The 18809-nt window shown below is 64.2% G+C and carries 18 protein-coding genes; 6 read left to right on the top strand and 12 right to left on the bottom strand.

Annotation, left to right across the window (positions count from 1 at the left end; translation table 11 throughout):
* Positions 1 to 2 precede the first annotated feature (2 nt).
* The 5 genes from BSG08_RS07520 to pcaH are packed head-to-tail and all read right to left on the bottom strand — an operon-like array spanning position 3 to position 4064.
* Positions 3 to 1064, bottom strand: a complete 1062-nt coding sequence (locus tag BSG08_RS07520) for a 3-carboxy-cis,cis-muconate cycloisomerase (RefSeq protein ID WP_093034525.1) — start codon at positions 1062 to 1064, stop codon at positions 3 to 5.
* The gene (gene pcaD / locus BSG08_RS07515) at positions 1061 to 1846 is read right to left on the bottom strand and encodes a 3-oxoadipate enol-lactonase (RefSeq protein ID WP_093034522.1); all 786 of its coding nucleotides are present in this window, start codon (positions 1844 to 1846) and stop codon (positions 1061 to 1063) included. The genes BSG08_RS07520 and pcaD overlap by 4 nt, the downstream gene beginning before the upstream one ends.
* A 22-nt stretch (positions 1847 to 1868) precedes the next feature.
* On the bottom strand, positions 1869 to 2717 hold the full coding sequence (locus BSG08_RS07510) for a 3-oxoadipate:acetyl-CoA acetyltransferase (RefSeq protein ID WP_093034519.1): 849 nt from the start codon (positions 2715 to 2717) through the stop codon (positions 1869 to 1871).
* On the bottom strand, positions 2710 to 3324 hold the full coding sequence (pcaG, locus tag BSG08_RS07505; RefSeq protein WP_093034516.1) for a protocatechuate 3,4-dioxygenase subunit alpha: 615 nt from the start codon (positions 3322 to 3324) through the stop codon (positions 2710 to 2712). The genes BSG08_RS07510 and pcaG overlap by 8 nt, the downstream gene beginning before the upstream one ends.
* Before the next feature lie 2 nt (positions 3325 to 3326).
* Positions 3327 to 4064 carry a protocatechuate 3,4-dioxygenase subunit beta gene (gene pcaH / locus BSG08_RS07500; protein WP_175544722.1) on the bottom strand — a complete coding sequence of 246 codons (738 nt, stop codon included), beginning with the start codon at positions 4062 to 4064 and terminating at the stop codon, positions 3327 to 3329.
* 120 nt (positions 4065 to 4184) lie between these two features.
* Here pcaH and pcaQ point away from each other — a divergent pair, with 120 nt between their 5' ends.
* The 6 genes from pcaQ (at position 4185) to BSG08_RS07470 (ending at position 9870) form a co-directional block, all read left to right on the top strand.
* Entirely contained in the window at positions 4185 to 5132 is a 948-nt protein-coding gene (pcaQ, locus tag BSG08_RS07495; protein WP_093034510.1) for a pca operon transcription factor PcaQ, read from the top strand.
* Positions 5133 to 5362: 230 nt separating this feature from the next.
* Positions 5363 to 5743 carry a 4-carboxymuconolactone decarboxylase gene (gene pcaC / locus BSG08_RS07490; protein WP_093034507.1) on the top strand — a complete coding sequence of 127 codons (381 nt, stop codon included), beginning with the start codon at positions 5363 to 5365 and terminating at the stop codon, positions 5741 to 5743.
* Positions 5744 to 5780: 37 nt separating this feature from the next.
* On the top strand, positions 5781 to 6953 hold the full coding sequence (gene pobA / locus BSG08_RS07485; protein WP_093034504.1) for a 4-hydroxybenzoate 3-monooxygenase: 1173 nt from the start codon (positions 5781 to 5783) through the stop codon (positions 6951 to 6953).
* A 35-nt stretch (positions 6954 to 6988) separates the two neighbouring features.
* Positions 6989 to 8017, top strand: coding sequence for a TRAP transporter substrate-binding protein (locus BSG08_RS07480; RefSeq protein WP_093034500.1), 1029 nt, complete (start codon positions 6989 to 6991; stop codon positions 8015 to 8017).
* 30 nt (positions 8018 to 8047) lie between these two features.
* Positions 8048 to 8515, top strand: a complete 468-nt coding sequence (locus BSG08_RS07475) for a TRAP transporter small permease (RefSeq protein ID WP_093034497.1) — start codon at positions 8048 to 8050, stop codon at positions 8513 to 8515.
* A complete protein-coding gene (locus BSG08_RS07470) occupies positions 8515 to 9870 on the top strand; it encodes a TRAP transporter large permease (RefSeq protein ID WP_217649881.1) in 1356 nt (451 codons plus the stop codon). The genes BSG08_RS07475 and BSG08_RS07470 overlap by 1 nt, the downstream gene beginning before the upstream one ends.
* A 17-nt stretch (positions 9871 to 9887) precedes the next feature.
* On the opposite strand, the gene BSG08_RS07465 is transcribed toward BSG08_RS07470, so the two are convergent.
* The 7 genes from BSG08_RS07465 to BSG08_RS07435 all read right to left on the bottom strand — a co-directional run bounded on the left by BSG08_RS07465 (position 9888) and on the right by BSG08_RS07435 (position 18809).
* Entirely contained in the window at positions 9888 to 10853 is a 966-nt protein-coding gene (locus BSG08_RS07465) for an ABC transporter ATP-binding protein (RefSeq protein ID WP_093034494.1), read from the bottom strand.
* The gene (locus BSG08_RS07460; protein WP_093034491.1) at positions 10850 to 11845 is read right to left on the bottom strand and encodes an ABC transporter ATP-binding protein; all 996 of its coding nucleotides are present in this window, start codon (positions 11843 to 11845) and stop codon (positions 10850 to 10852) included. The genes BSG08_RS07465 and BSG08_RS07460 overlap by 4 nt, the downstream gene beginning before the upstream one ends.
* Entirely contained in the window at positions 11842 to 12783 is a 942-nt protein-coding gene (locus BSG08_RS07455) for an ABC transporter permease (protein WP_093034488.1), read from the bottom strand. The genes BSG08_RS07460 and BSG08_RS07455 overlap by 4 nt, the downstream gene beginning before the upstream one ends.
* 1 nt (position 12784) lies before the next feature.
* On the bottom strand, positions 12785 to 13768 hold the full coding sequence (locus BSG08_RS07450; RefSeq protein ID WP_093034485.1) for an ABC transporter permease: 984 nt from the start codon (positions 13766 to 13768) through the stop codon (positions 12785 to 12787).
* Positions 13769 to 13830: 62 nt separating this feature from the next.
* Positions 13831 to 15405, bottom strand: coding sequence for an ABC transporter substrate-binding protein (locus tag BSG08_RS07445; protein WP_093034482.1), 1575 nt, complete (start codon positions 15403 to 15405; stop codon positions 13831 to 13833).
* A gap of 159 nt (positions 15406 to 15564) precedes the next feature.
* Positions 15565 to 16083 carry a DUF2478 domain-containing protein gene (locus BSG08_RS07440; protein WP_093034479.1) on the bottom strand — a complete coding sequence of 173 codons (519 nt, stop codon included), beginning with the start codon at positions 16081 to 16083 and terminating at the stop codon, positions 15565 to 15567.
* A 59-nt stretch (positions 16084 to 16142) separates the two neighbouring features.
* Positions 16143 to 18809, bottom strand: a complete 2667-nt coding sequence (locus BSG08_RS07435) for an arsenate reductase (azurin) large subunit (protein ID WP_093034476.1) — start codon at positions 18807 to 18809, stop codon at positions 16143 to 16145.

The raw sequence follows: 18809 nt of genomic DNA, 5'->3' as shown, positions 1-18809 counted from the left end.
CGTCAGGTAACGGGTGCTCCGATCCGGTCGATACGCTCGCAGAGCGTCGTGGCGGCAGAGAGGGCGCGCGCGCAGGTCATTGTCATCTGTGGCAGGATCATCCATTCCAGCGCCCATGCGGCGCCCGAGCGTTCCTGTTCGTGCACCATTGTCTGATGCAACCCCGCAACCTGCGTGGCGTTGAACCGCGCCAGCGTGACCAGCAGTTCGGCGAGGATCGGGTTGGACTTGTGCGGCATCGCGGAGGATCCGCCGCCCTGGGCGAGCGCGATCTCGTTCACGCCTTGCTGGGCCATCAGGCAGATATCCTGTCCCATCTTGCCTAGGCTGCCGGTGATCAGCGACAGGCAGTTACCATAATCCGTTAGCCCGCTGCGGTCCGTGTGCCAGGGCTGTGCCGGGTTATGGAGGCCAAGCGCATCGGCCATGATCGCGGCCATCGCAGCGCCCTTGCCGTCGAGACCGTCGCGGGTGCCAACCGCGCCGCCAAGCTGGAGTCGCTCCGCCATGGGCCGCAGGCGGGTGAGGCGCGCGGCGTGATCGTCGAGCGGCGCCGCCCATGCGGCAACGCGGTGACCTGCAGGGATGGGCAGCGCCGCCTGCATCCGGGTGCGGCCCATCATCGTGTTGTCGCCGAACCGGGCGACCAGGGTGCTGAGCGCGCTCTGCAACCGGGCAAGGCGGGTCAGCAGGAGATCATCGAGCGCCCTGAGGGTCAGCGACAGGCCGGTGTCCATCACATCCTGCGAGGTGGCACCGCGATGCACCGCGTCCGCATCCTCTGCTGCCGCTTCCCTGAGTTGCCGCACGAGGCCGGGAACGGGCAGCCCATCGCGAGCGGTATCGGCATGCAGGCGAGCCATGTCAGGGGCAAAGCGTTCGATGACTTTCGCGGCGCGTTCCGCGCTGTCCGGCGCGGCCAGTCCGACCCGCCCCAGGGCACGGGACCAGGCGGCCTCGAATGCCAGATATTGCCCCATCTGCGTCTCCGCTGACCAGAGCGCGCCCGCCTCGGCGTCGGCGAAGAGGCTCTGCATCCAGCCGCCGTCGAATACCGAGATCATGGCAGGCGTCCGTAGAGGTCAAGCAGCAGATCGGCCAGCGTGGCGGGCACCTCTATGCAGGGCAGGTGGCCGACATCGGTCAGGCAGTGCAGGGTTGCGCCCTCGATCAGCTCTGCCATGCCTTGCACCAGCGCGGGCGGGGTGGCCTGATCGGCGCTGCCGGCGATGCAGGTGACCGGCAGGCGCAGGGCGCGGGTCGTCGCGGTGAAATCGGTATCGCGGATCGCGGCGCAGGTGGCGATATAGCCCGGTGCGGGGGTGCGCAGCAGCATGTTGCGGTAGCCCGCCCAGTCGGCGGGATGGGCTGCGCGAAAGCCGGGTGAGAACCAGCGTTCCATGATCTCGTCGGCCATGCCCTCCAGCCCCTCGGCCTGAACGCGTGCGATGCGGGCGTTCCAGCCGTCGGCGTCGCCGATGCGCTGGGCAGTGTTGCTGAGCACCAGCCCCGCCACCAGATCGGGGCGGGTGGCGGCCAGCCCCTGTGCGATCAGCCCGCCCACCGAGACGCCGCAGATCAGCGCATCGCGCAGGCCGAGGTGATCCATCAGATCGGCGCAGTCGCGGATATGGGTGGCCATGTCCACAGGTGTCACATCCGACAGCCCGTGCCCGCGCTTGTCATGCGTCAGCACGGGGATGTCTGCGGGCAGGCGGGCGATCACGCCGTCCCAGATGCGCAGATCGGTGCCGAGCGAATTGGCAAGGACGATGGCGCGGCGCGCCGGATCGCCGGGGCGGCAGGCGTAATGGAGCACCGCGTCGCGCGGTCTGAGAAAAGGCATGGCGCGGTCTCCTGTTCCCGGTTCAGGCCGCTGCGGCGCGCAGCCCGAGGATCGCGCGCGCCTGTGCTGCCGTGGCCACCGGGCGCGCGTATTTCTCGCACAGTTCGACCGCGCGGCGCACCAGCGCGGCGTTGGAGGGGGCCAGCCGGTCACGGTCGAGACGCACGTTATCCTCAAGCCCGGTGCGGGTATGTCCGCCCGCCGCGATGGCCCATTCGTTGACGACAATCTGGTTGGGTCCGATCCCGGCGGCGCACCAGTTGGCGTCAGGCGCGCGATCGCGCATGATCTGAACGTAGAAATCAAACACAGCGCGGTCGGCGGGCATGGCGTTTTTCACGCCCATCACGAATTGCACGTAGAGCTTGCCGTAGAGCTCGCCCTTGTTGTGCATGTCGACGGCGCGCAGGATATGGCTGAGGTCGAAGGCCTCGATTTCCGGCGTGACCTCGTATTTGCGCATCTCGGAGGCCAGCCAGGCCACCAGATCGGGCGGGTTCTCGTAGACGCGGGTAGGGAAGTTGTTGGAGCCCACCGAGAGCGAGGCCATGTCGGGGCGCAGCGGCAGCATCCCGCCGCGCGCCTGCCCCGCGCCGGATCGCCCGCCGGTCGAGAACTGCAGGATCATGCCGGGGCAGTGTTTTTCCAGCCCCTCCTTGAGCCGTGCAAAGCGTTCGGGGTCGGAGGTGGGCGTGCCGTCCTCGAGCCGCACATGGCAATGCGCGATGGAGGCCCCGGCCTCGAACGCCTCGTGGGTGGAGTCGACCTGCTCGGCGATGGTGATCGGCACCGCCGGATTATTGGCCTTGGTCGGCAGCGATCCGGTGATCGCCACGCAGAGAATGCAGGGTTTGCCAGTATGATCAGACATCGAAGAATACCGTTTCCTTGTCGCCCTGAAGATGAATGTCGAAACGATACCCGCCCGCGGTCTTGCGCGCCAGCAGGGTATCGCGGCGCTGCGCCTGTTCGATCAGGCTCAGGACCGGATCGGCAGCGTTGGCCTCGGTCTCGTCCTCGAAGTAGGCGCGCGTCTGCAGGCCGATGTTGATGCCGCGCGCCACGATCCAGAGATTGAGATGCGGGGCCTGCATAGTTTCCTTCGGCCCCGGGATCGCGCCTGGCTTGACCGTTTCAAAGGTGAATTCGCCTGTTTCGAAATCTGAAATTACCCGTCCCCAGCCGCGAAAGCCCTTCTCGACCTCATTTGCGCGAGGGTCTTCGGGATGCGGATAGATGCCTGCGGCATTGGCCTGCCAGACCTCGATCAGAACATCCTTGAGCGGTGCGCCGGTGCCGTCGAACACACAGCCGGCGACGCGGATGCGTTCGCCCTGCGCCTCGGGCCCGGCGATGTCCCCGCCGATGCGGTTGTGGAAAATCTCGAACCCGGCGGCACCGGGGGCGAGGCCGATATGGACGTAGGGACCGGCGGTCTGCGAGGCGGTTTCGCGGAGATAGTCAAGCGGTTGCGGCATGGCTAGTTCCCTTCCGGGCGGTTGTCGAACATGGTCGAACGGCGACCGCGCAGCACGATGTCGAACTTGTAGGCAAGGCTGTCGAGCGGTATCGCCGCGTTCATGTCCAGTGGGGCGATCAGCCGGTCGATGGCGTCCGCGTCGGGTACGGTCTGCACGATGGGGCATCTGGCGATCAGCGGATCGCCTTCGAAATACATCTGCGTGATCAGCCGCTGGGCAAAGCCCGAGCCAAAGACCGAGACGTGAATATGCGCGGGCCGCCAGTTGTTGACCCAGTTGCGCCACGGGTATGCGCCGGGCTTGACCGTGCGGAAGAAGTAATAGCCGTCCGCATCCGTCAGACACCGCCCGCAGCCGCCGAAATTGGGGTCGATGGGGGCAAGATAGCTGTCCTTCTTGTGGCGGTAGCGGCCACCGGCGTTGGCCTGCCAGATTTCGACCAGCGTGTGCGGCACCGGGCGGGCGTTTTCGTCCAGAACCCGGCCATGCACGATGATGCGTTCGCCGATGGGGTCGCCATCCTGCGCATAGTTGCGAAGGAGGTCATTGTCGAGCGGGCCCAGATCGGCATGGCCGAAACGCGGGCCGGTGATCTCGGAGATCGTGTTTTCCAGCGAGATCATCGGCAGGCGCGGAGAGCGCGCGACCGAGGTCTTGTAGGCGGGCGTCAGCGCCGGTGGCTGCAGCCTGCGGTCACGCTGATAGAAGGGGCCCGGTGGCAGGGCGGTATCGGTCATGGTGGTCCTCCCAGTCTCGCGCATAGCATGAAGGCGATGGCGATGTCCTCTGCGTGAATAAAAACATAAGAAATAGATTATTTAAATTTCTATTTTTGATATTTTAATTACATTAAGATTATGAATTGGGAAACCGGCATACGTCTGCGGCATCTGCGCTGCTTTCTGGAGATTGCGCGCGCCGAGAGCGTTTCGGCGGCTGCCGAGCGGCTGAACATCACGCAGCCCGCGGTATCGCGTGCGCTCAAGGAGTTGGAGGATATGCTGGGCGCGCGGCTGTTTGACCGGGTGGGGCGCGGGCTGCGGCTGAATGCACATGGGCGAATCTTTCAGAATCACGCCTCGGCCTCGTTGCTGGAGTTGATGCGCGCCCGCGACCGGGTGCAGGGCAGTGCACGCGCTGCGGCGCGGATTTCCGTGGGCGCGCTGCCGACCGCCGCCACCGATCTGGTGCCGCTGGCCGCTCTTGGTTTTCGGCAGGACAATCCGGCGGCGCAGCTGCATGTGCTCTCGGGGCCGAACTGGCTGCTTTACAATCAGTTGCGCGAGGGGCGTCTTGATCTGGTCGTGGGGCGGATGCCCGAGGCCACCGATCTGGCTGGTCTGAGCTTTGAACAGCTTTATTCCGAGGATGTGGTGCTGGTTGTCCGGCCCGGTCATCCGCTGTTGTCCGTGCCCGACCCGACGGCGGAGATCGACACCTATGACCTGATCCTGCCGCCAAGGGGCGCGGTCATCGCGCTCACGGTCGAGCGTTATCTGTCGAGCCTTGGCCTTGTCGGACGGCGAGGCGCGTTCGAGACGGTTTCGCTGCCCTTTGGTCGACGTGTGGTGCAGCATTCAGACATGCTGTGGTTCATCTCGCGCGGGGTGGTGGCCGAGGAACTGGCGCGCGGCACATTGGCGTCGCTGACGCTTGGCTCGGCGCTGCTGGCGGGGCCGGTCGGTATCAGCCTGCCCGAGGCGGCGACGATCAGCATCGAGCGGACCAGTTTCATCGAACACCTGCGCCGGGTGGTGCGGATGCGCGACCACGGCGGCGTGGTCAATGAAACGCTCGACCAATGACCGTCGCCCTGCGCTGCTACGCAGATCAAAGGAAAGGGTCGATATGGCGCAAGATGATGTGGCTTTATATAGCCAATTGGTTATGAGTTATGTCACGATTTCTATTATTAGAGATGATGGAGTTATGCCAGACTAAGGCGTGGGGACTTGCATGCGTAACACGATAGAAGAAATGGGACAGGGAGCTGGGGTATTTGCCACCGCTGCACAGTTTGATTTCGGAGGCGAGGATGACGGACATCCATGACCGGGGCATGCAGACCCGGAGACGGATTCTGGGGGATGAGCATGTGGACCGGGCGGCCCGCGAGACCGACGCGCTGGACCGGGCGTTTCAGACGCTGATCACCGAGGCGGCCTGGGGGCGGGTCTGGTCGTCGGATGCGATCGCGGATCGCGAGCGTTCAATGCTGACCATCGCGCTGTTGGCCGCGCTGGGGAATTTCGACGAACTGCCGATGCATATCCGCGCCACCGCCCGCACCGGCGCAAGCCGGACCGACGTGGCGGAAGCGTTGCAGCATGTGGCGATCTATGCCGGTGTGCCGCGCGCCAATCATGCGCTCAAGATCGCCAGGGCGGTGTTCGCGGAAATGGACGCTGAGGCGTGACCGGGATGCGCGGACCGTGCATGCAGGAGCGACGGAGATGAGAACGCAGGTGGCGATCATCGGCGGCGGTCCGGCGGGTCTGCTGTTGTCGCAGTTGCTGGATCTGAGCGGCATCGACAGCGTGGTGCTGGAACGGCAGAGCCGCGATTACGTGCTGGGCCGGATCAGGGCCGGGGTGCTGGAGGCGGGGGCAGTCGGCGTTCTGGAAGAGGCGGGCGTGGCAGAGAGGTTGCATGCCGAAGGGCAGAGGCATGAGGGCGTCGAGCTGAGTTGGCACGACGCGCGGGTGCGGATTGATCTGGCGGGGCTGACCGGTCGGTCGGTCACGGTCTATGGTCAGACCGAGGTGACGCGCGATCTCTATGCCGCCCGCGACGCGCGCGGCGGTCAGGTGATCCACGGGGCCGAGGTGCTGCGCATCGAGGAGGGGCAGAGCGATGCACCGGTGGTGGTTTATGCCAGGGACGGTGTAGAGCACCGTCTGGAGGCGCGGTTTGTCGCGGGTTGTGACGGGTTCCACGGACCGGCGCGCCGGGCGATTCCGGATGCGGTACGGCAGGAGTATGTTCGCGAATATCCGTTCGGCTGGCTGGGCCTGTTGTCGCGCACCCCGCCTGCGGCACCCGAGCTGATCTATGCCGCGCATCAGCGGGGTTTCGCGCTGTGTTCGATGCGCTCGGCAAGCCTGAGCCGCTATTATGTGCAGGTACCCCTGGTTGACCGGCTGGAGGATTGGCCGACCACGCGGTTCTGGGACGAGCTTTGCAAGCGGATCCCTGGTGATGTGGCGGCCCGGCTGGTCACCGAGGGCGAGGTGCTGGAGATGTCGATCGCGCCGCTGCGGTCGTTCGTCTGCGAGCCGATGCGTCATGGCGCGCTGTTCCTGGCGGGCGATGCGGCGCATATCGTGCCGCCGACCGGGGCCAAGGGGCTCAATCTGGCGGTGGGCGATGTGCATTATCTGCACAGGGCGCTTGACCTGTGGTTCAATCACGGCAGGTCTGCGGGCATTGACGGCTATTCCGGCACGGCGCTGGCGCGGGTCTGGAAGGCCGAGCGGTTTTCGTGGTCGCTGACCTCGATGCTGCATGATTTTCCGGGGCTTGGGGCGTTCGAGCGGCGGATGCAACAGGCCGAGTTCGAGTATCTGGCCCATTCGGAGGCCGCGCAGAAGAGTTTTGCGGAGAACTATGTCGGGCTGACTTACTGAACGGGGCCAATCATCAAAATGTCAGGGAGGAAGACATGAAACTGTTGAACATCATGAGTACCGCGGCGCTGGGGATCGTTCTGGCCCTGCCAGCGGGGGCGCAGGATTACAAGCTCAAGCTGCACCATTTCCTGAGCGAGCGCGCTCCGGCGCACAGCAAGATGCTGGTGCCCTGGGCCGAGCGGGTTGAGGAGTTGTCCGGCGGGGCGGTGGATATCGAGGTCTATCCGGCGATGACGCTGGGCGGGCGCCCGCCCGAATTGGTGCAGCAGGCGCGCGACGGGGTGGTCGATCTGGTCTGGACGCTGAACGGTTATACCTCGGGCCTGTTCCCGCGCAGCGAGGTTTTCGAGCTGGCAAACGTCTATGTCAATGATCCGGTTGCCACCAACCTTGCGATGCGCGAGATGTTCGAAGCCGAACTGGCGCAGGAGTATGAAGGGCTTGAGGTGATGTTCCTGCATGTGCATGCAGGCAACGGATTCCAGATGGTGGACAAGGAGGTGCGCGCGCCCGCCGATCTGGCCGGGCTGAGGCTGCGCACCCCGTCACGCACCGGGGCCTGGGTGATCGAGGCGCTGGGGGCCACGCCGGTGGCCATGCCGGTGCCGGACCTGCCGCAGGCGCTGGCCAAGGGTGTGATCGACGGCGCACTGATCCCGTGGGAGATCATTCCGCCGCTGCGGCTGCAGGAGCAGACCGATTTTCAGATCGAGGGTGCCGCCAAGGAGCGGATGGGCACGTCGGTGTTTCAGGTGTCGATGACCAAGGCCACATGGGACAGCCTGCCCGAGACCGTGCAGGCGGCGTTCCGCGAGGCGTCGAACGAGGATTGGCTGCGCGAGGTGGGCGAATTGTGGCGCGGCACGGATGAGTTCGGCATCAACATGGCGGTCGAGGCGGGCAACACCCATGTGGTGCTGACCGAGGCCGAGACCGCCGTGATGCTGGAGGCCACGACGGGTGTCGTGGATCGCTGGATCGAGGAGGTCAGCGCCAAGGGCATCGACGGGGCGGGGCTGGTCGAGGCCGCGCGGGCGGCCATCGCCAGACACGCGCAATAGGCCTGGTAACGGGCCGGAAGGACGCAGCTGATGGGTTTTCTGAGAGGTCTCATCCTGTGGTGGGCGCTTCTGGGCGGCGGGCTGCTGTCGGTGCTGGTACTGGTCAATGTCTGGACCGTTCTGGGCGGGCTGATCGGCCTGCCCTTTACCGGCGATTTCGATCTGACGCAGATGCTGGTGGCGGCGGCCGTGTTCATGTTCCTGCCCTATTGCCAGCTTTACCGGCATAATGTGACCGCTGACATCTTTACCATGGGCCTGTCCGGGCGCGGTCGTCGGCGGCTGGACATGCTGGCCTCGGTCGTGGCGTTCGCGGTGGCGGCGCTGCTCATGTGGCGGATGTGGCTGGGGCTGCTGGATCAGAGGGCGTATCAGCTGGCCAGCACCATCCTGCAACTGCCGATCTGGTGGGCCTATGTGCCGATCGTGATCTCGCTGGCGCTGCTGGTGCTGGCGGCGGCGATCACCCTGATCGAAGATATCCGGGGGCGAACCTGATGGAGCCGATGACGCTGGGGCTGGCGGGATTGGTTCTGCTGATCGCGCTGATCGCCATTCGGATGCCGATTGCCTATGCGATGATCCTTGTGGGCGGCATCGGCACCACGCTGATCAACGGGCCGGCGATCCTGATGTCGCAACTCAAGACGCTGGGATACGGGCAATTCTCGATCTATGACCTGTCGGTGGTGCCAATGTTCATCCTGATGGGGGCGCTGGCCACCAAGACGGGCCTGTCGCGCGATCTGTTCCGCGCCGCGAATGCCTGGGTCGGGCGGTTTCGGGGCGGCACGGCGATGGCGGCGATCGCGGCCTGCGCCGGGTTTGGCGCGGTGAGCGGCTCGTCGTTGGCCACCGCGTCGACCATGGGCAAGGTCGCGCTGCCCGAGTTGAAACGCTACAACTACGCGCCGGCGCTGGCCACCGGGTCGGTGGCGGCGGGCGGGGTTCTGGGGATTCTGATCCCGCCCTCGGTGGTGCTGGTGATCTATGCGATCATCGTCGAGGCCAATGTGGTCACCATGTTCATGGCAGCCCTCATTCCCGGCCTGCTGGCGGTGGCGTTGTTCATGCTGACCATCGCGGTCTATGTGCGGCTGGTGCCGGGGTCAGGCCCGGCGCAGGGGGCTGCCAACCGGGCCGAATTCTGGGCCGCCACGCGTGGCGTGATCCCGGTCGTCGTGGTCTTTGGCATCGTGATCGGGGGCATCTACGCGGGATTCTACAACCCCACGCCCGCTGCCGCGATCGGGGTTTTCGCGGTTTTCGCCTATGGGGTCGTCACCGGGCAACTGAGCCGCGCGGATATCCGCGATGCGATGCTGGAGACGGCTGGCACGAGCGGCATGATCTATCTGATCCTGCTGGGGGCGGAACTGCTCAAGATATTCATGTCGCGGGCCGGTGTGCCGCAGGTCGCCGCCGAACTTGCCGTCAACTCCGGCCTTGCGCCGATGACGGTGCTGATCCTGCTTCTGGTGACGCTCATCCTGTTGGGCTGTCTGATGGATTCGCTGTCGATGATCCTGCTGGTGCTGCCGTTCTTCTGGCCGGTGATGGTGGCGATGAATGGCGGCGATTACCAGATGGCGGCGGGGGCGGGATTTGGCATGTCCACCGAGGATCTCAAGATATGGTTCGGGATACTGGCGCTGGTGGTGGTGGAACTGGGGCTGATCACGCCGCCGGTGGGGATGAACGTGTTTGTCATATCGGCGTTGGCGCGCGATGTGCCGATGATGACCACCTTTCGCGGGGTGGCGCCGTTCTTTTTCTCGGAACTGTTCCGCGTCACGCTGCTGATCCTGTTCCCGGTGGTGAGTCTTGGTCTGCCGCTGGTGTTGCGCGGGTAGGGGTGGCTCTCGGTGCGTCACTCTGCCAGGTGGCAGGCGACGCGCGTCTGGCCGAGTTGCCGCATTTCCGGGCGCTCGCGGCTGCACCGCGCCACCGCCAGCGGGCAGCGCGGATGAAAGGCGCAGCCTGAGGGAGGGTTGATCGCGTCGGGGATTTCGCCCCTGGGCGGCTCTATATCACGCCCGAAGGCATCCATACGCGGCGCCGCATCGAACAACATCCTTGTATAGGGGTGTTTGGGATCGCCGAAGAGCGCGTCGCGCGGGGCTTCTTCGACCAGGCGGCCAAGGTAGAGCACCCCGACCTTGTCGGCCATATGGCGCACCACTGTCAGGTCGTGGCTGATGAAAAGATAGGTTAAGCCGAATTCCTCGCGCAGATCGGACATGAGGTTGAGAACCTGGCTCTGCACCGACACGTCGAGGGCCGATGTGGGCTCGTCGCAGACGATGATCTTTGGCTCCGACGACAGGGCCCGGGCGATGCAGATGCGTTGTCGCTGACCCCCCGAGAATTCATGCGGATATTTGCCCGCGTCGGCGGCTGACAGACCGACCTGTTCCAGAAGGCGCTCGGCCAGACCCTCGGTATTGCCGCCGCGCGCCGCCACCGGTTCGGCGATGATGTTGCGCACGCGCCAGCGCGGATTGAGCGAGGCGTAGGGATCCTGAAAGATCATCTGGATGTCGGCGCGCACGCTGTCGATTCTGCCGGGATCCTTCTCGCTGGCAAGGTCGACCCCCTCGATCTCGACCTTGCCGCCGGAGGGCGACACTAGTCCGACGATGATCTTGCCGATGGTGGATTTGCCGGAGCCGCTTTCACCGACTAGAGCATAGACCGAGTTTTCCTCGACCTCGAAGCTGACCTCTGACACAGCGGTCAGCAGCGCCCTGGGCAGGCGTTCGATCACGCGGTTGAGCCAGGGTTTGGAGACGTCGAAGATGCGCGTCAGACGATCGACCTTGATGATCGCGCTCATGCCCTGACCTCCTGTTTGGTGTCCGTGACCAGAGGGAACCAGCAGGCGGCGCGCCCGCCGCATGCCGAAAGGGTGGGCCCCGGATCCTGCCTGCAACGGTCCTGCGCATATTCGCAGCGCGGGGAAAAGGCGCAACCGGCGGGCAGGGCATCGAGGCCGGGCATGGCACCGGGGATCTGGCGCAGGCGCATTCGGCCCTGGCTGGCGAGCGGGGTGGAGGCCATAAGGCCCGCTGTATAGGGGTGGCGGGCCTGCGTGATCACCTCGCGCACGGGGCCAAGCTCGGCCAGCCGCCCGGCATACATCACCGCCACACGATCCGCTGCCTCGGCGATCACGCCCATGTCATGTGTGACCAGCATCACGGCCACGCCACGATCCCGGCAGAGCCGTTTCAGCAGCGCGATGATCTGTGCCTGCACCGAAACGTCGAGCGCTGTCGTCGGTTCGTCGGCGATGATGAGATCGGGCTCGGCGCAGAGGGCGAGGGCGATCACCACGCGCTGCCGCATGCCGCCGGAGAATTCGTGCGGATAGCTGCCGATGCGCTGTGCGGCGGCGGGGATGCCCACCTCTTCGAGGGCGGCTATGGCGCGTCGGCGGGCCTCGGACGGTGCCACGTCGAGATGTTCGAGAATTGTTTCGGCCAGCTGATCGCCGATGGTCAGGAGCGGGTTGAGAGAGGTCAGGGGATCCTGAAAGATCATGCCCATCCGCTTGCCGCGCAGGCGGCGCAGCGTTTCGCCATTGAGGGCGTGAATCGGTTGACCCGAGAGCAGCACCGCGCCCGAGGCAATGCGCGCGGGCGGATCGAGCAGGCCGATTACCGCGTTGCCGGTCATGGATTTGCCAGCACCGGATTCGCCCACCACGCCGAGGATTTCGCCGGCATGGATATCGTAGCTGACACCGTCCACGGGCCGCAGGATGCCGTGGCGGGTGGGAATTTCCACGACGAGATCGCGAACGGAGAGGACGGGTGATTCAGTCATCTGAGCCTCGGGTTCAGCGCGTCGCGCAGCCAGTCGCCCAGCAGGTTGATAGACAGGGCCAGCGCCAGCAGGGTCATGGCGGGAAAGAAGAGAATCCACCATTCGCCCGAGAACATGAATTCCTGGCCGATGCGGATAAGCGTACCGAGCGAGGGTTTCGTGGGGGGCGCGCCGACGCCCAGAAAGCTGAGCGTCGCCTCGGCGATGATGGCGAGCGCAAGGCTGATGGTTGCGATCACCAGCACCGGGTTCAGCACGTTGGGCAGGATGTGGCGCAGCATGATGGTATAGCGTTTACGCCCGATGAGGCGCGCTGCCTGCACGTATTCCTTGTTCTTCTCGACCAGTGTCGCGCCGCGCACCACGCGGGCGAATTGCACCCAGTCCGAAAGGCCGATGGCAAGGATCAGCACCCAGATCGCCATTTCATTGCGGTACTCGGGCGGGGTGATGCCCTTGGCGATGCCAAAGATCAGCATGGCAACGAGGATCGCGGGAAAGGTCAGTTGCACATCGGCGATGCGCATGATGATCGTTTCGGTCCAGCCGCCGACATAGCCCGCCATCAGTCCCAGCGTCACCCCCAGAACCATCGCCAACAGGACCGCCGACAGCCCGACGAAGAGCGAGATGCGCATTCCATAGAGGATGGTCGAGAACACGTCGCGCCCCTGATCGTCGGTGCCGAGCAGGAAGGACTCGCCGGTGAACTGATTGGCCTGTCCGGGTGGGGTAAAGCCGTTCATCAGGTTCAGCGTTGCGGGGTTGAACGGGTTGTGCGGCGCGATCAGGGGTGCGAAGAGCGCGCCCAGCATCATCAGCAGCACGATGAAGAAGGACACGACCGCCACCGGCGAATGGCGGAAAGACCAGATGAAATCGCTGTTCCAGGCCTGGCGCAGGCGCGACGGGGAGGCCTCGGTGCTCAGTTCGGCCATGTCAGTGTCCCCCGGTGGTTCGGTCGGCGCGCAGCCGCGGATCAATCGCGAAATAGAGCATGTCGACGATAAGGTTGATGCCGACGAACATTACCGAGATCAGCATGAGATAGGCCGCCATCACCGGGATATCGACAAACTGGACCGCGTTGATGAAGAGCAGCCCCACGCCGGGCCACTGGAACACCGTTTCGGTGATGATCGCAAAGGCGATGATCGAACCCAGTTGCAGGCCGGTGATGGTGATGACCGGCACCAGCGTGTTCTTGAGTGCGTGGCGGAAGTTGATGGATTTCTCGCGGACGCCGCGTGCGCGGGCGAAGCGGATATAGTCCATGCGCAGCACTTCGAGCATCTCGGTACGCACCAGCCGCATGATCAGCGTCATCTGGTAGAGCCCCAGGGTGATGGAGGGCAGGATCAGGGCCTTGAGGCCGCTTTCGGTAAGAAAGCCGGTTGTCCAGCCGCCGACTCGTGTCACCTCGCCCCGCCCGAAGCTGGGCAGCCAGCCGAGTTCGACGGAAAACAGATAGATCAGCATGATGCCGATCAGGAAGGTAGGCAGCGAGACTCCGATGAGCGAGGCTGTCATGATAACGTTGGCGGAGATGCCACGTCTTCGGATCGCGGTGAATATGCCCAGAACGATACCGCCGATCAGCGCCATCAGTCCCGAGACGAAGGCCAGTTCCAGTGTGGCGGGCAGGCGTTCCATAAGGATATCGGAGACCGGGCGGCCCTGACGGTAGCTGAGCCCGAAATTGCCCTGTGCCGCCTGTTCGAGAAAGCGCCAGTATTGCACCACGAAGGGCCGGTCGAGGCCAAGCACCACGCGCAGCCGCTCGATATCCGCCTGTGTGCGTTCCTGTCCGAGCATCGCGTCGATCGGATCGCCGACAAAGCGGAACATGGCGAACGCCACGAGTCCGACGACCAGCAGCACCAGGACCGACTGTCCGACACGTCTAATGATATAGGCCAGCATGGGGCGATCCGTTCCGGGTCAGAAACCTGGGGCGGCGAGTCTGGGCCGCCGCCCCGTGATGTTTACTTCATGGTGAAGTATTTCATCTTCGGATCGTCTTCGGGGCTGACTTCGATGCCCACGTTCTGTTTCATCCCCCAGTTCAGCACCTGGTGGTGAATGGGCAGATAGAGTACCTCGTCCTGCACCACCTGCCAGATTTCGGCGATGGTGGCGTTGCGCTCGTCCAGATCGGTTTCCGACGAGAGGCTCACGATCTTGGCGTCAAGTTCGGGATTGCTGTAGCCGGTGCCGTTCCAGCTGCCGCGCTCTTCGCCGCGCGTATGCACGAGAAAGTTGAAGATATACTCGCTGTCATAGGTCGGAACACCCCAGCCCAGCATGTAGAAATCGGTGCCGCCCGAGGAAATCAGTGGAAAGTGCTGTGCCTTGGGTTTGGCATCCAGATTGACCGTGATGCCGATCTGGCCGAACATGCCAACCGCAGCCTGACAGATCGCCTCGTCGTTGATATAGCGGTCGTTCGGGCAATCGAGCTGGATCGAGAAACCGTCGGCATAGCCCGCCTCTTCCATCAGGGCCTTGGCCTTTTCGGTATTGGTTTCGACCTGATCCATCGCTTCGGTCCAGCCATTGACAAAGGGCGGCGCGATCATGCCAGCGGGCTGGCTCTGACCACGCATCACGACCTGTCGGATGGCGTCTCGGTTGATCGCAAGGTTCATCGCCTCGCGCACGCGTACATCCGAGAGCGGATTCTTTCCCTCGACATTGTCGTTTTCGATATCATCGGGGCCGAGATGCATCCCGAAGAAGATGGTGCGGTTCTGCGGCGCCGTCTTGACCACGAGGCCCGCGCTGTCCGTCACCCGTTGCAGATCCTGCACCGGCACGTCCTGGATGAAATCCACCTCGCCCGACAGAAGGGCGGCGACCCGTGTTGCGGCGTTCTGAATCGGGGTGTAGACGATTTCGGACACTTCCATGGGGAACTGATCCATCCCCCAATAGTCGTCATTGCGCGTCAGCACGGTCTTCACGTCGGGCTCGCGGCTGACCAGCTTGAACGCGCCGGTGCCGTTGGCATTGGTGGTGGCGAAAGTCGTCTCGCCGCCATCCACGTCCTGCACCTTGACCACGCCATTGGCCTCGGCCCAGCCGCTGTCCATCATGAAGAGGTTGGTCAGGTTGGCGGGCAGGATCGGGTTTGGCCCGTCGGTCACGAATTCCACGGTGTGATCGTCCACCGCCCGCACCTCGACCACGGAGGATAGCAGTTCCTTCATCCGGGATTGTTCGGATTTCGCGCGGTTGATCGAGAACACCACATCCTCGGCGGTGAAGTCCGCGCCGTCATGGTATTTCACCCCCTGCCGCAGGTTGAAGACCCACACGTTCGGATCGTCCGCCTTGGGTGTCCAATCCGTTGCCAGCGCCGCTTCGAAGGCGCCGGTCGTGTCGCGGATGATCAGCGGTTCGTAGATCTGATGCGCCAGCGTGTGAGTTGGCCCCTCGTTCTGCGCATGCGGATCGAGTGTGAGCGAATCCCCCGCCCGTGCCCAGCGAAGGGTTTCGGCAGAAGCGCCGATCGTTGTGCTGGCCAGGAGGGCAGCAGTCAGAATTGCTGTCGTTTTCATGATTGTCTCCCTGTCGTTGGCTCCGGACGCAGGCCCGAAGCAATGGGAGCACGATAAACAACTTTATCGCTAGTTCAACTGAGACGCCCACATTTTAAGACGCACCCTGTCTGTATGAACCATGTCATGATGTAACCGGCGGCGGTCATCGCCCGACGTTCAGGCCGCGCGCCGCCGCAAGAGCGGCAGAAGCCAGTCGCAGACAGCGAAGGGGGCGTCGGGGAGTTCCGTCGCGAGTCCGTCGGCGAAGATTTCGAAAGCCGGGCGGTTAAGGTCGTTGACGCCCAGAAGAACGGGCATGCCGCGTTCCAGGGCGGTCACGATCACCGGGTGAAAGCCGTGGCCCGTTGCCTCCTGTTTGCCGAAGCGGTTGAGGATCAGCAGGTCGGCGGGTGCGGTGGCGAGTCCGCCGGCCACCGCCATTGCCGCCATCTCGATCGCCGCGCCGTCCAGACGGCAGCCGGTCGAGCCGCGCCCGAGACGCTGTGCAATCGGCAGGCAGGCGCCGGAGGCGAGGTCGATGAGGTCCATGTCGCAGGCATGGCGGTCGGGGTCGGTGCAAGGCACGGGCAGGACACCGGCAAGGCGGTGGCCCCGCGCCCGCAGCATGTCGGTAACGGTCCGCAGTGTATCGTCGACCGCGCCGCGCGCGGTGGCATGGACAAAGGCGATCTGCATGGTGTCGATCCTTGTGTGATGGTCCTGCCACCGGACGCGCTCCGGCGGCAGGTGATCGCTCAGGCTATGGGACGCGGCTTGAGCGACATTTCGAGGAAGTTATGCTTGTAGGCGCTCTCGCCCACCTTGCGCAGCACGCCACGCCCCAGCTTGAAGCGGTAGTTGCCGGTGACCGGATCGGGCACCGCATGGCAGACAGAGTTCGCCATCGAACCGGGATAGTTGAAGGCCGCCTTGGCGACGCCGGGGCGGATTTCGTCCGAGACGATGGCGACGGCCACGAACTGACCCGTGGTGGTCTTGATATGGCCATGCTCCATCAGTTTGGTAAAGCTCAGGTCATCCTCCTTGACGCCGATGGGTTCGCCGGTCTGCACATAGACGGTATCGTTGAACCCCTCGACCAGATCGCCGGATTCGATGCCATGCGGGGCCGCGTCATCCGGGTGGATCACGATATGCGGCCACGGCCAGCGTTTCGCCAGATAGGGCTTGCGCAGATCGTCGAAGCCCGATTGCCAGACCTCGTTGACGCGGCCATTGGTGATCCAGATCTCGCCCTTTTCGGGGCGCGGCCTGATCGCCTCGTAAAAATCCGTCCAGCTGTCATTCTGCCACGGTGTCTTGAGGATATTGGCCTTGCCGGTATGGCTGCTGAAGGAATGCAGCCATTTCTGATCGAGCGTGTCGCCCTCGACCTCGCCCCAGTCGTTGCCGGGATCGTGCAGGCGCGAGGTGCCGACCATTTCGCCGTTAACCAGGCGGATTGGCGTCTGGATGCCCGTAGTACCCAGTTCGCGCAGCTTTTCGTGACCCTTCTTGCCCTCTTTCTGCGCCTGTTTCACCAGCACGTTGTAGCTGAGCACGCCGGTGCGCGAGAACCGGGCGGCCTCTTCGAAGATGTCATTCGACTCCTGCCAGGAAAAGCCCTCGAAGCCCATCTTCTGCGCAAACTGTCCGATCGCCCACCAGTCGGGCTTGGCTTCGCCCGGTGCATCGTTGAACCTGGCATAGAGCCGCAGGCGACGTTCGGCGTTGCAGCGGGTAAAATCCACCTCGCCCCAGCAGGCGGCGGGCAGCACGATGTCGGCGTATTGGGTGTTGAGTGGCTCCACGGGATAGATGTTGCTGTCCACCAGCATCATGCCGCCACTGTCCACGCGGGCCTTGAACACCTCGACCAGATGGTCGCGCTCTACCGAGCGCGGCTGATTGGGGTTGCGCATGGTCAGGTCTGCAACGCGGCTTGCCAGTTCCTGACTGGCCAGCATCGCGGGGAACCATGTGATGCCCATGGTCCACATGAAGCGCACCTTGCCGTCGATCACCCAGCGGTCGACGTTGAGCGGTTTCTTGCGCCGTCCGGGGTATTTTTCCGGGCTGAGCCAGCCCTTGCCGGGACCGGCTCCCATACCGCCCCGCTGGTGCCCGCCGCCGCGGCTGATCACCTGTCCGGGCCGGTTGCCCGCGCCGCAGATCAGGCCCAGCGAGGACAGCGAGGCGGTGTTCATGTAGTTGTTGGACCAGTAGTTGCCCTTTTCCAGCATGAACGAGGTCTTGGGGCGGCTGCCGTCCTCGCGGGGGCGCGCGATCATCTCGGCGCAGCGCAGGATGTCCTCGGCGGGCAGGCCGGTGATGCGCGCGGCCTCGTCAAGCTGTGCGGCCGGTTCATTGGCGATGAATGTCTGGAAATCCTGCCAGTCCGATTGCCAGCGGCCCCAGGTGGTGCGCCATTGCCAGCCGGTGTTGCGCGTGCCGCGGCCATAGCCGCTCTCGATTTCCCACTTGTTGTTGACCCAGGTGTCGATGAATTCCTGGTCCTGCCAGCCGTTGTCGATGATGATCCTGGCCAGTGCCAGATGCAGAACCGTGTCGGTGCCGGGAATGAGCGGTAGCCACAGACCGCCGTTCCTGATCCCGTATTCCACGCCCATCGTGCGGTGCGGGGTGACGAAGATCATCTGCTTGCCCGGATTGTCGCCGCCCATCATCCACTCGGTGAAGAGCACCGTCTTGGTCTCGTAGGGATCGACGCCCGACAGGAACGCGACGTCGCATTTGCCCCAATCCTCGTAAGAGGCGGCAAAGGAGTTGATGCCGGCATCGTCGAGGCCGGTGGCATCCGGGCCGCGCATCGGCTTGTCATGCCAGGCATGCACGGGCGTGCCGATGGCGCGGTCCACCAGCTTGCGAATGGCATAGGTGTTCTCGAAATATTCGTAGGAAAACGTCTTCATTCCCCATGCGTGCTCGCCATAGGTGTCGAGCACGTGCTGAGAGAGTTCGGCCATCACATCCGTGGCCAGATCCCAGCTGACCGGGGTCAGGATGCCACCGATGCGGATCATCGGGTATTTCAGACGATCTTTCGTGGGGGTATCTGGATTGTAAATCTTCTGTGCCAGCGTGCCGCCGCGCAAGCTGTAGTTGCCGCCCGGGTTGACCGCATCGGCCTCGGCATCGGCGATGATGACGAAATGATGCGGACGTCCCTCATGCATCCCGATATTGTGCTGGCTGCGGGCGATCCAGGGCGCGCCGTAGGTCGGAAAATCCACGCCAAAGGCGTTCTGATCGGCCTGCGTGCCGCCCTCGCTGCCCACCGGCCAGCGGTAGACCTTGTAGGAGCAGGCCACGATGCAATAGCTGCATGCGGTGGTCAGAATATCCGCGTCTGGCGGCGGAAGAGGCACGAATTCACGGTTTTGAACGACGGTCTTTGCCAT

Source organism: Roseovarius azorensis (assembly GCF_900109455.1).
Taxonomy (GTDB): Bacteria; Pseudomonadota; Alphaproteobacteria; order Rhodobacterales; family Rhodobacteraceae; genus Roseovarius; species Roseovarius azorensis.
The sequence above is the reverse complement of the archived record's forward strand: the minus strand, read 5'-3'. Positions and strand labels throughout refer to the sequence as shown.

Coding starts and splice junctions, on each gene's coding strand:
- BSG08_RS07520 (WP_093034525.1), bottom strand. CDS start 1,064: ATGATCTCGGTATTCGACGGCGGCTGGATGCAGAGCCTCTTCGCCGAC.
- pcaD (WP_093034522.1), bottom strand. CDS start 1,846: ATGCCTTTTCTCAGACCGCGCGACGCGGTGCTCCATTACGCCTGCCGC.
- BSG08_RS07510 (WP_093034519.1), bottom strand. CDS start 2,717: ATGTCTGATCATACTGGCAAACCCTGCATTCTCTGCGTGGCGATCACC.
- pcaG (WP_093034516.1), bottom strand. CDS start 3,324: ATGCCGCAACCGCTTGACTATCTCCGCGAAACCGCCTCGCAGACCGCC.
- pcaH (WP_175544722.1), bottom strand. CDS start 4,064: ATGACCGATACCGCCCTGCCACCGGGCCCCTTCTATCAGCGTGACCGC.
- pcaQ (WP_093034510.1), top strand. CDS start 4,185: ATGAATTGGGAAACCGGCATACGTCTGCGGCATCTGCGCTGCTTTCTG.
- pcaC (WP_093034507.1), top strand. CDS start 5,363: ATGACGGACATCCATGACCGGGGCATGCAGACCCGGAGACGGATTCTG.
- pobA (WP_093034504.1), top strand. CDS start 5,781: ATGAGAACGCAGGTGGCGATCATCGGCGGCGGTCCGGCGGGTCTGCTG.
- BSG08_RS07480 (WP_093034500.1), top strand. CDS start 6,989: ATGAAACTGTTGAACATCATGAGTACCGCGGCGCTGGGGATCGTTCTG.
- BSG08_RS07475 (WP_093034497.1), top strand. CDS start 8,048: ATGGGTTTTCTGAGAGGTCTCATCCTGTGGTGGGCGCTTCTGGGCGGC.
- BSG08_RS07470 (WP_217649881.1), top strand. CDS start 8,515: ATGGAGCCGATGACGCTGGGGCTGGCGGGATTGGTTCTGCTGATCGCG.
- BSG08_RS07465 (WP_093034494.1), bottom strand. CDS start 10,853: ATGAGCGCGATCATCAAGGTCGATCGTCTGACGCGCATCTTCGACGTC.
- BSG08_RS07460 (WP_093034491.1), bottom strand. CDS start 11,845: ATGACTGAATCACCCGTCCTCTCCGTTCGCGATCTCGTCGTGGAAATT.
- BSG08_RS07455 (WP_093034488.1), bottom strand. CDS start 12,783: ATGGCCGAACTGAGCACCGAGGCCTCCCCGTCGCGCCTGCGCCAGGCC.
- BSG08_RS07450 (WP_093034485.1), bottom strand. CDS start 13,768: ATGCTGGCCTATATCATTAGACGTGTCGGACAGTCGGTCCTGGTGCTG.
- BSG08_RS07445 (WP_093034482.1), bottom strand. CDS start 15,405: ATGAAAACGACAGCAATTCTGACTGCTGCCCTCCTGGCCAGCACAACG.
- BSG08_RS07440 (WP_093034479.1), bottom strand. CDS start 16,083: ATGCAGATCGCCTTTGTCCATGCCACCGCGCGCGGCGCGGTCGACGAT.
- BSG08_RS07435 (WP_093034476.1), bottom strand. CDS start 18,809: ATGGCAAAGACCGTCGTTCAAAACCGTGAATTCGTGCCTCTTCCGCCG.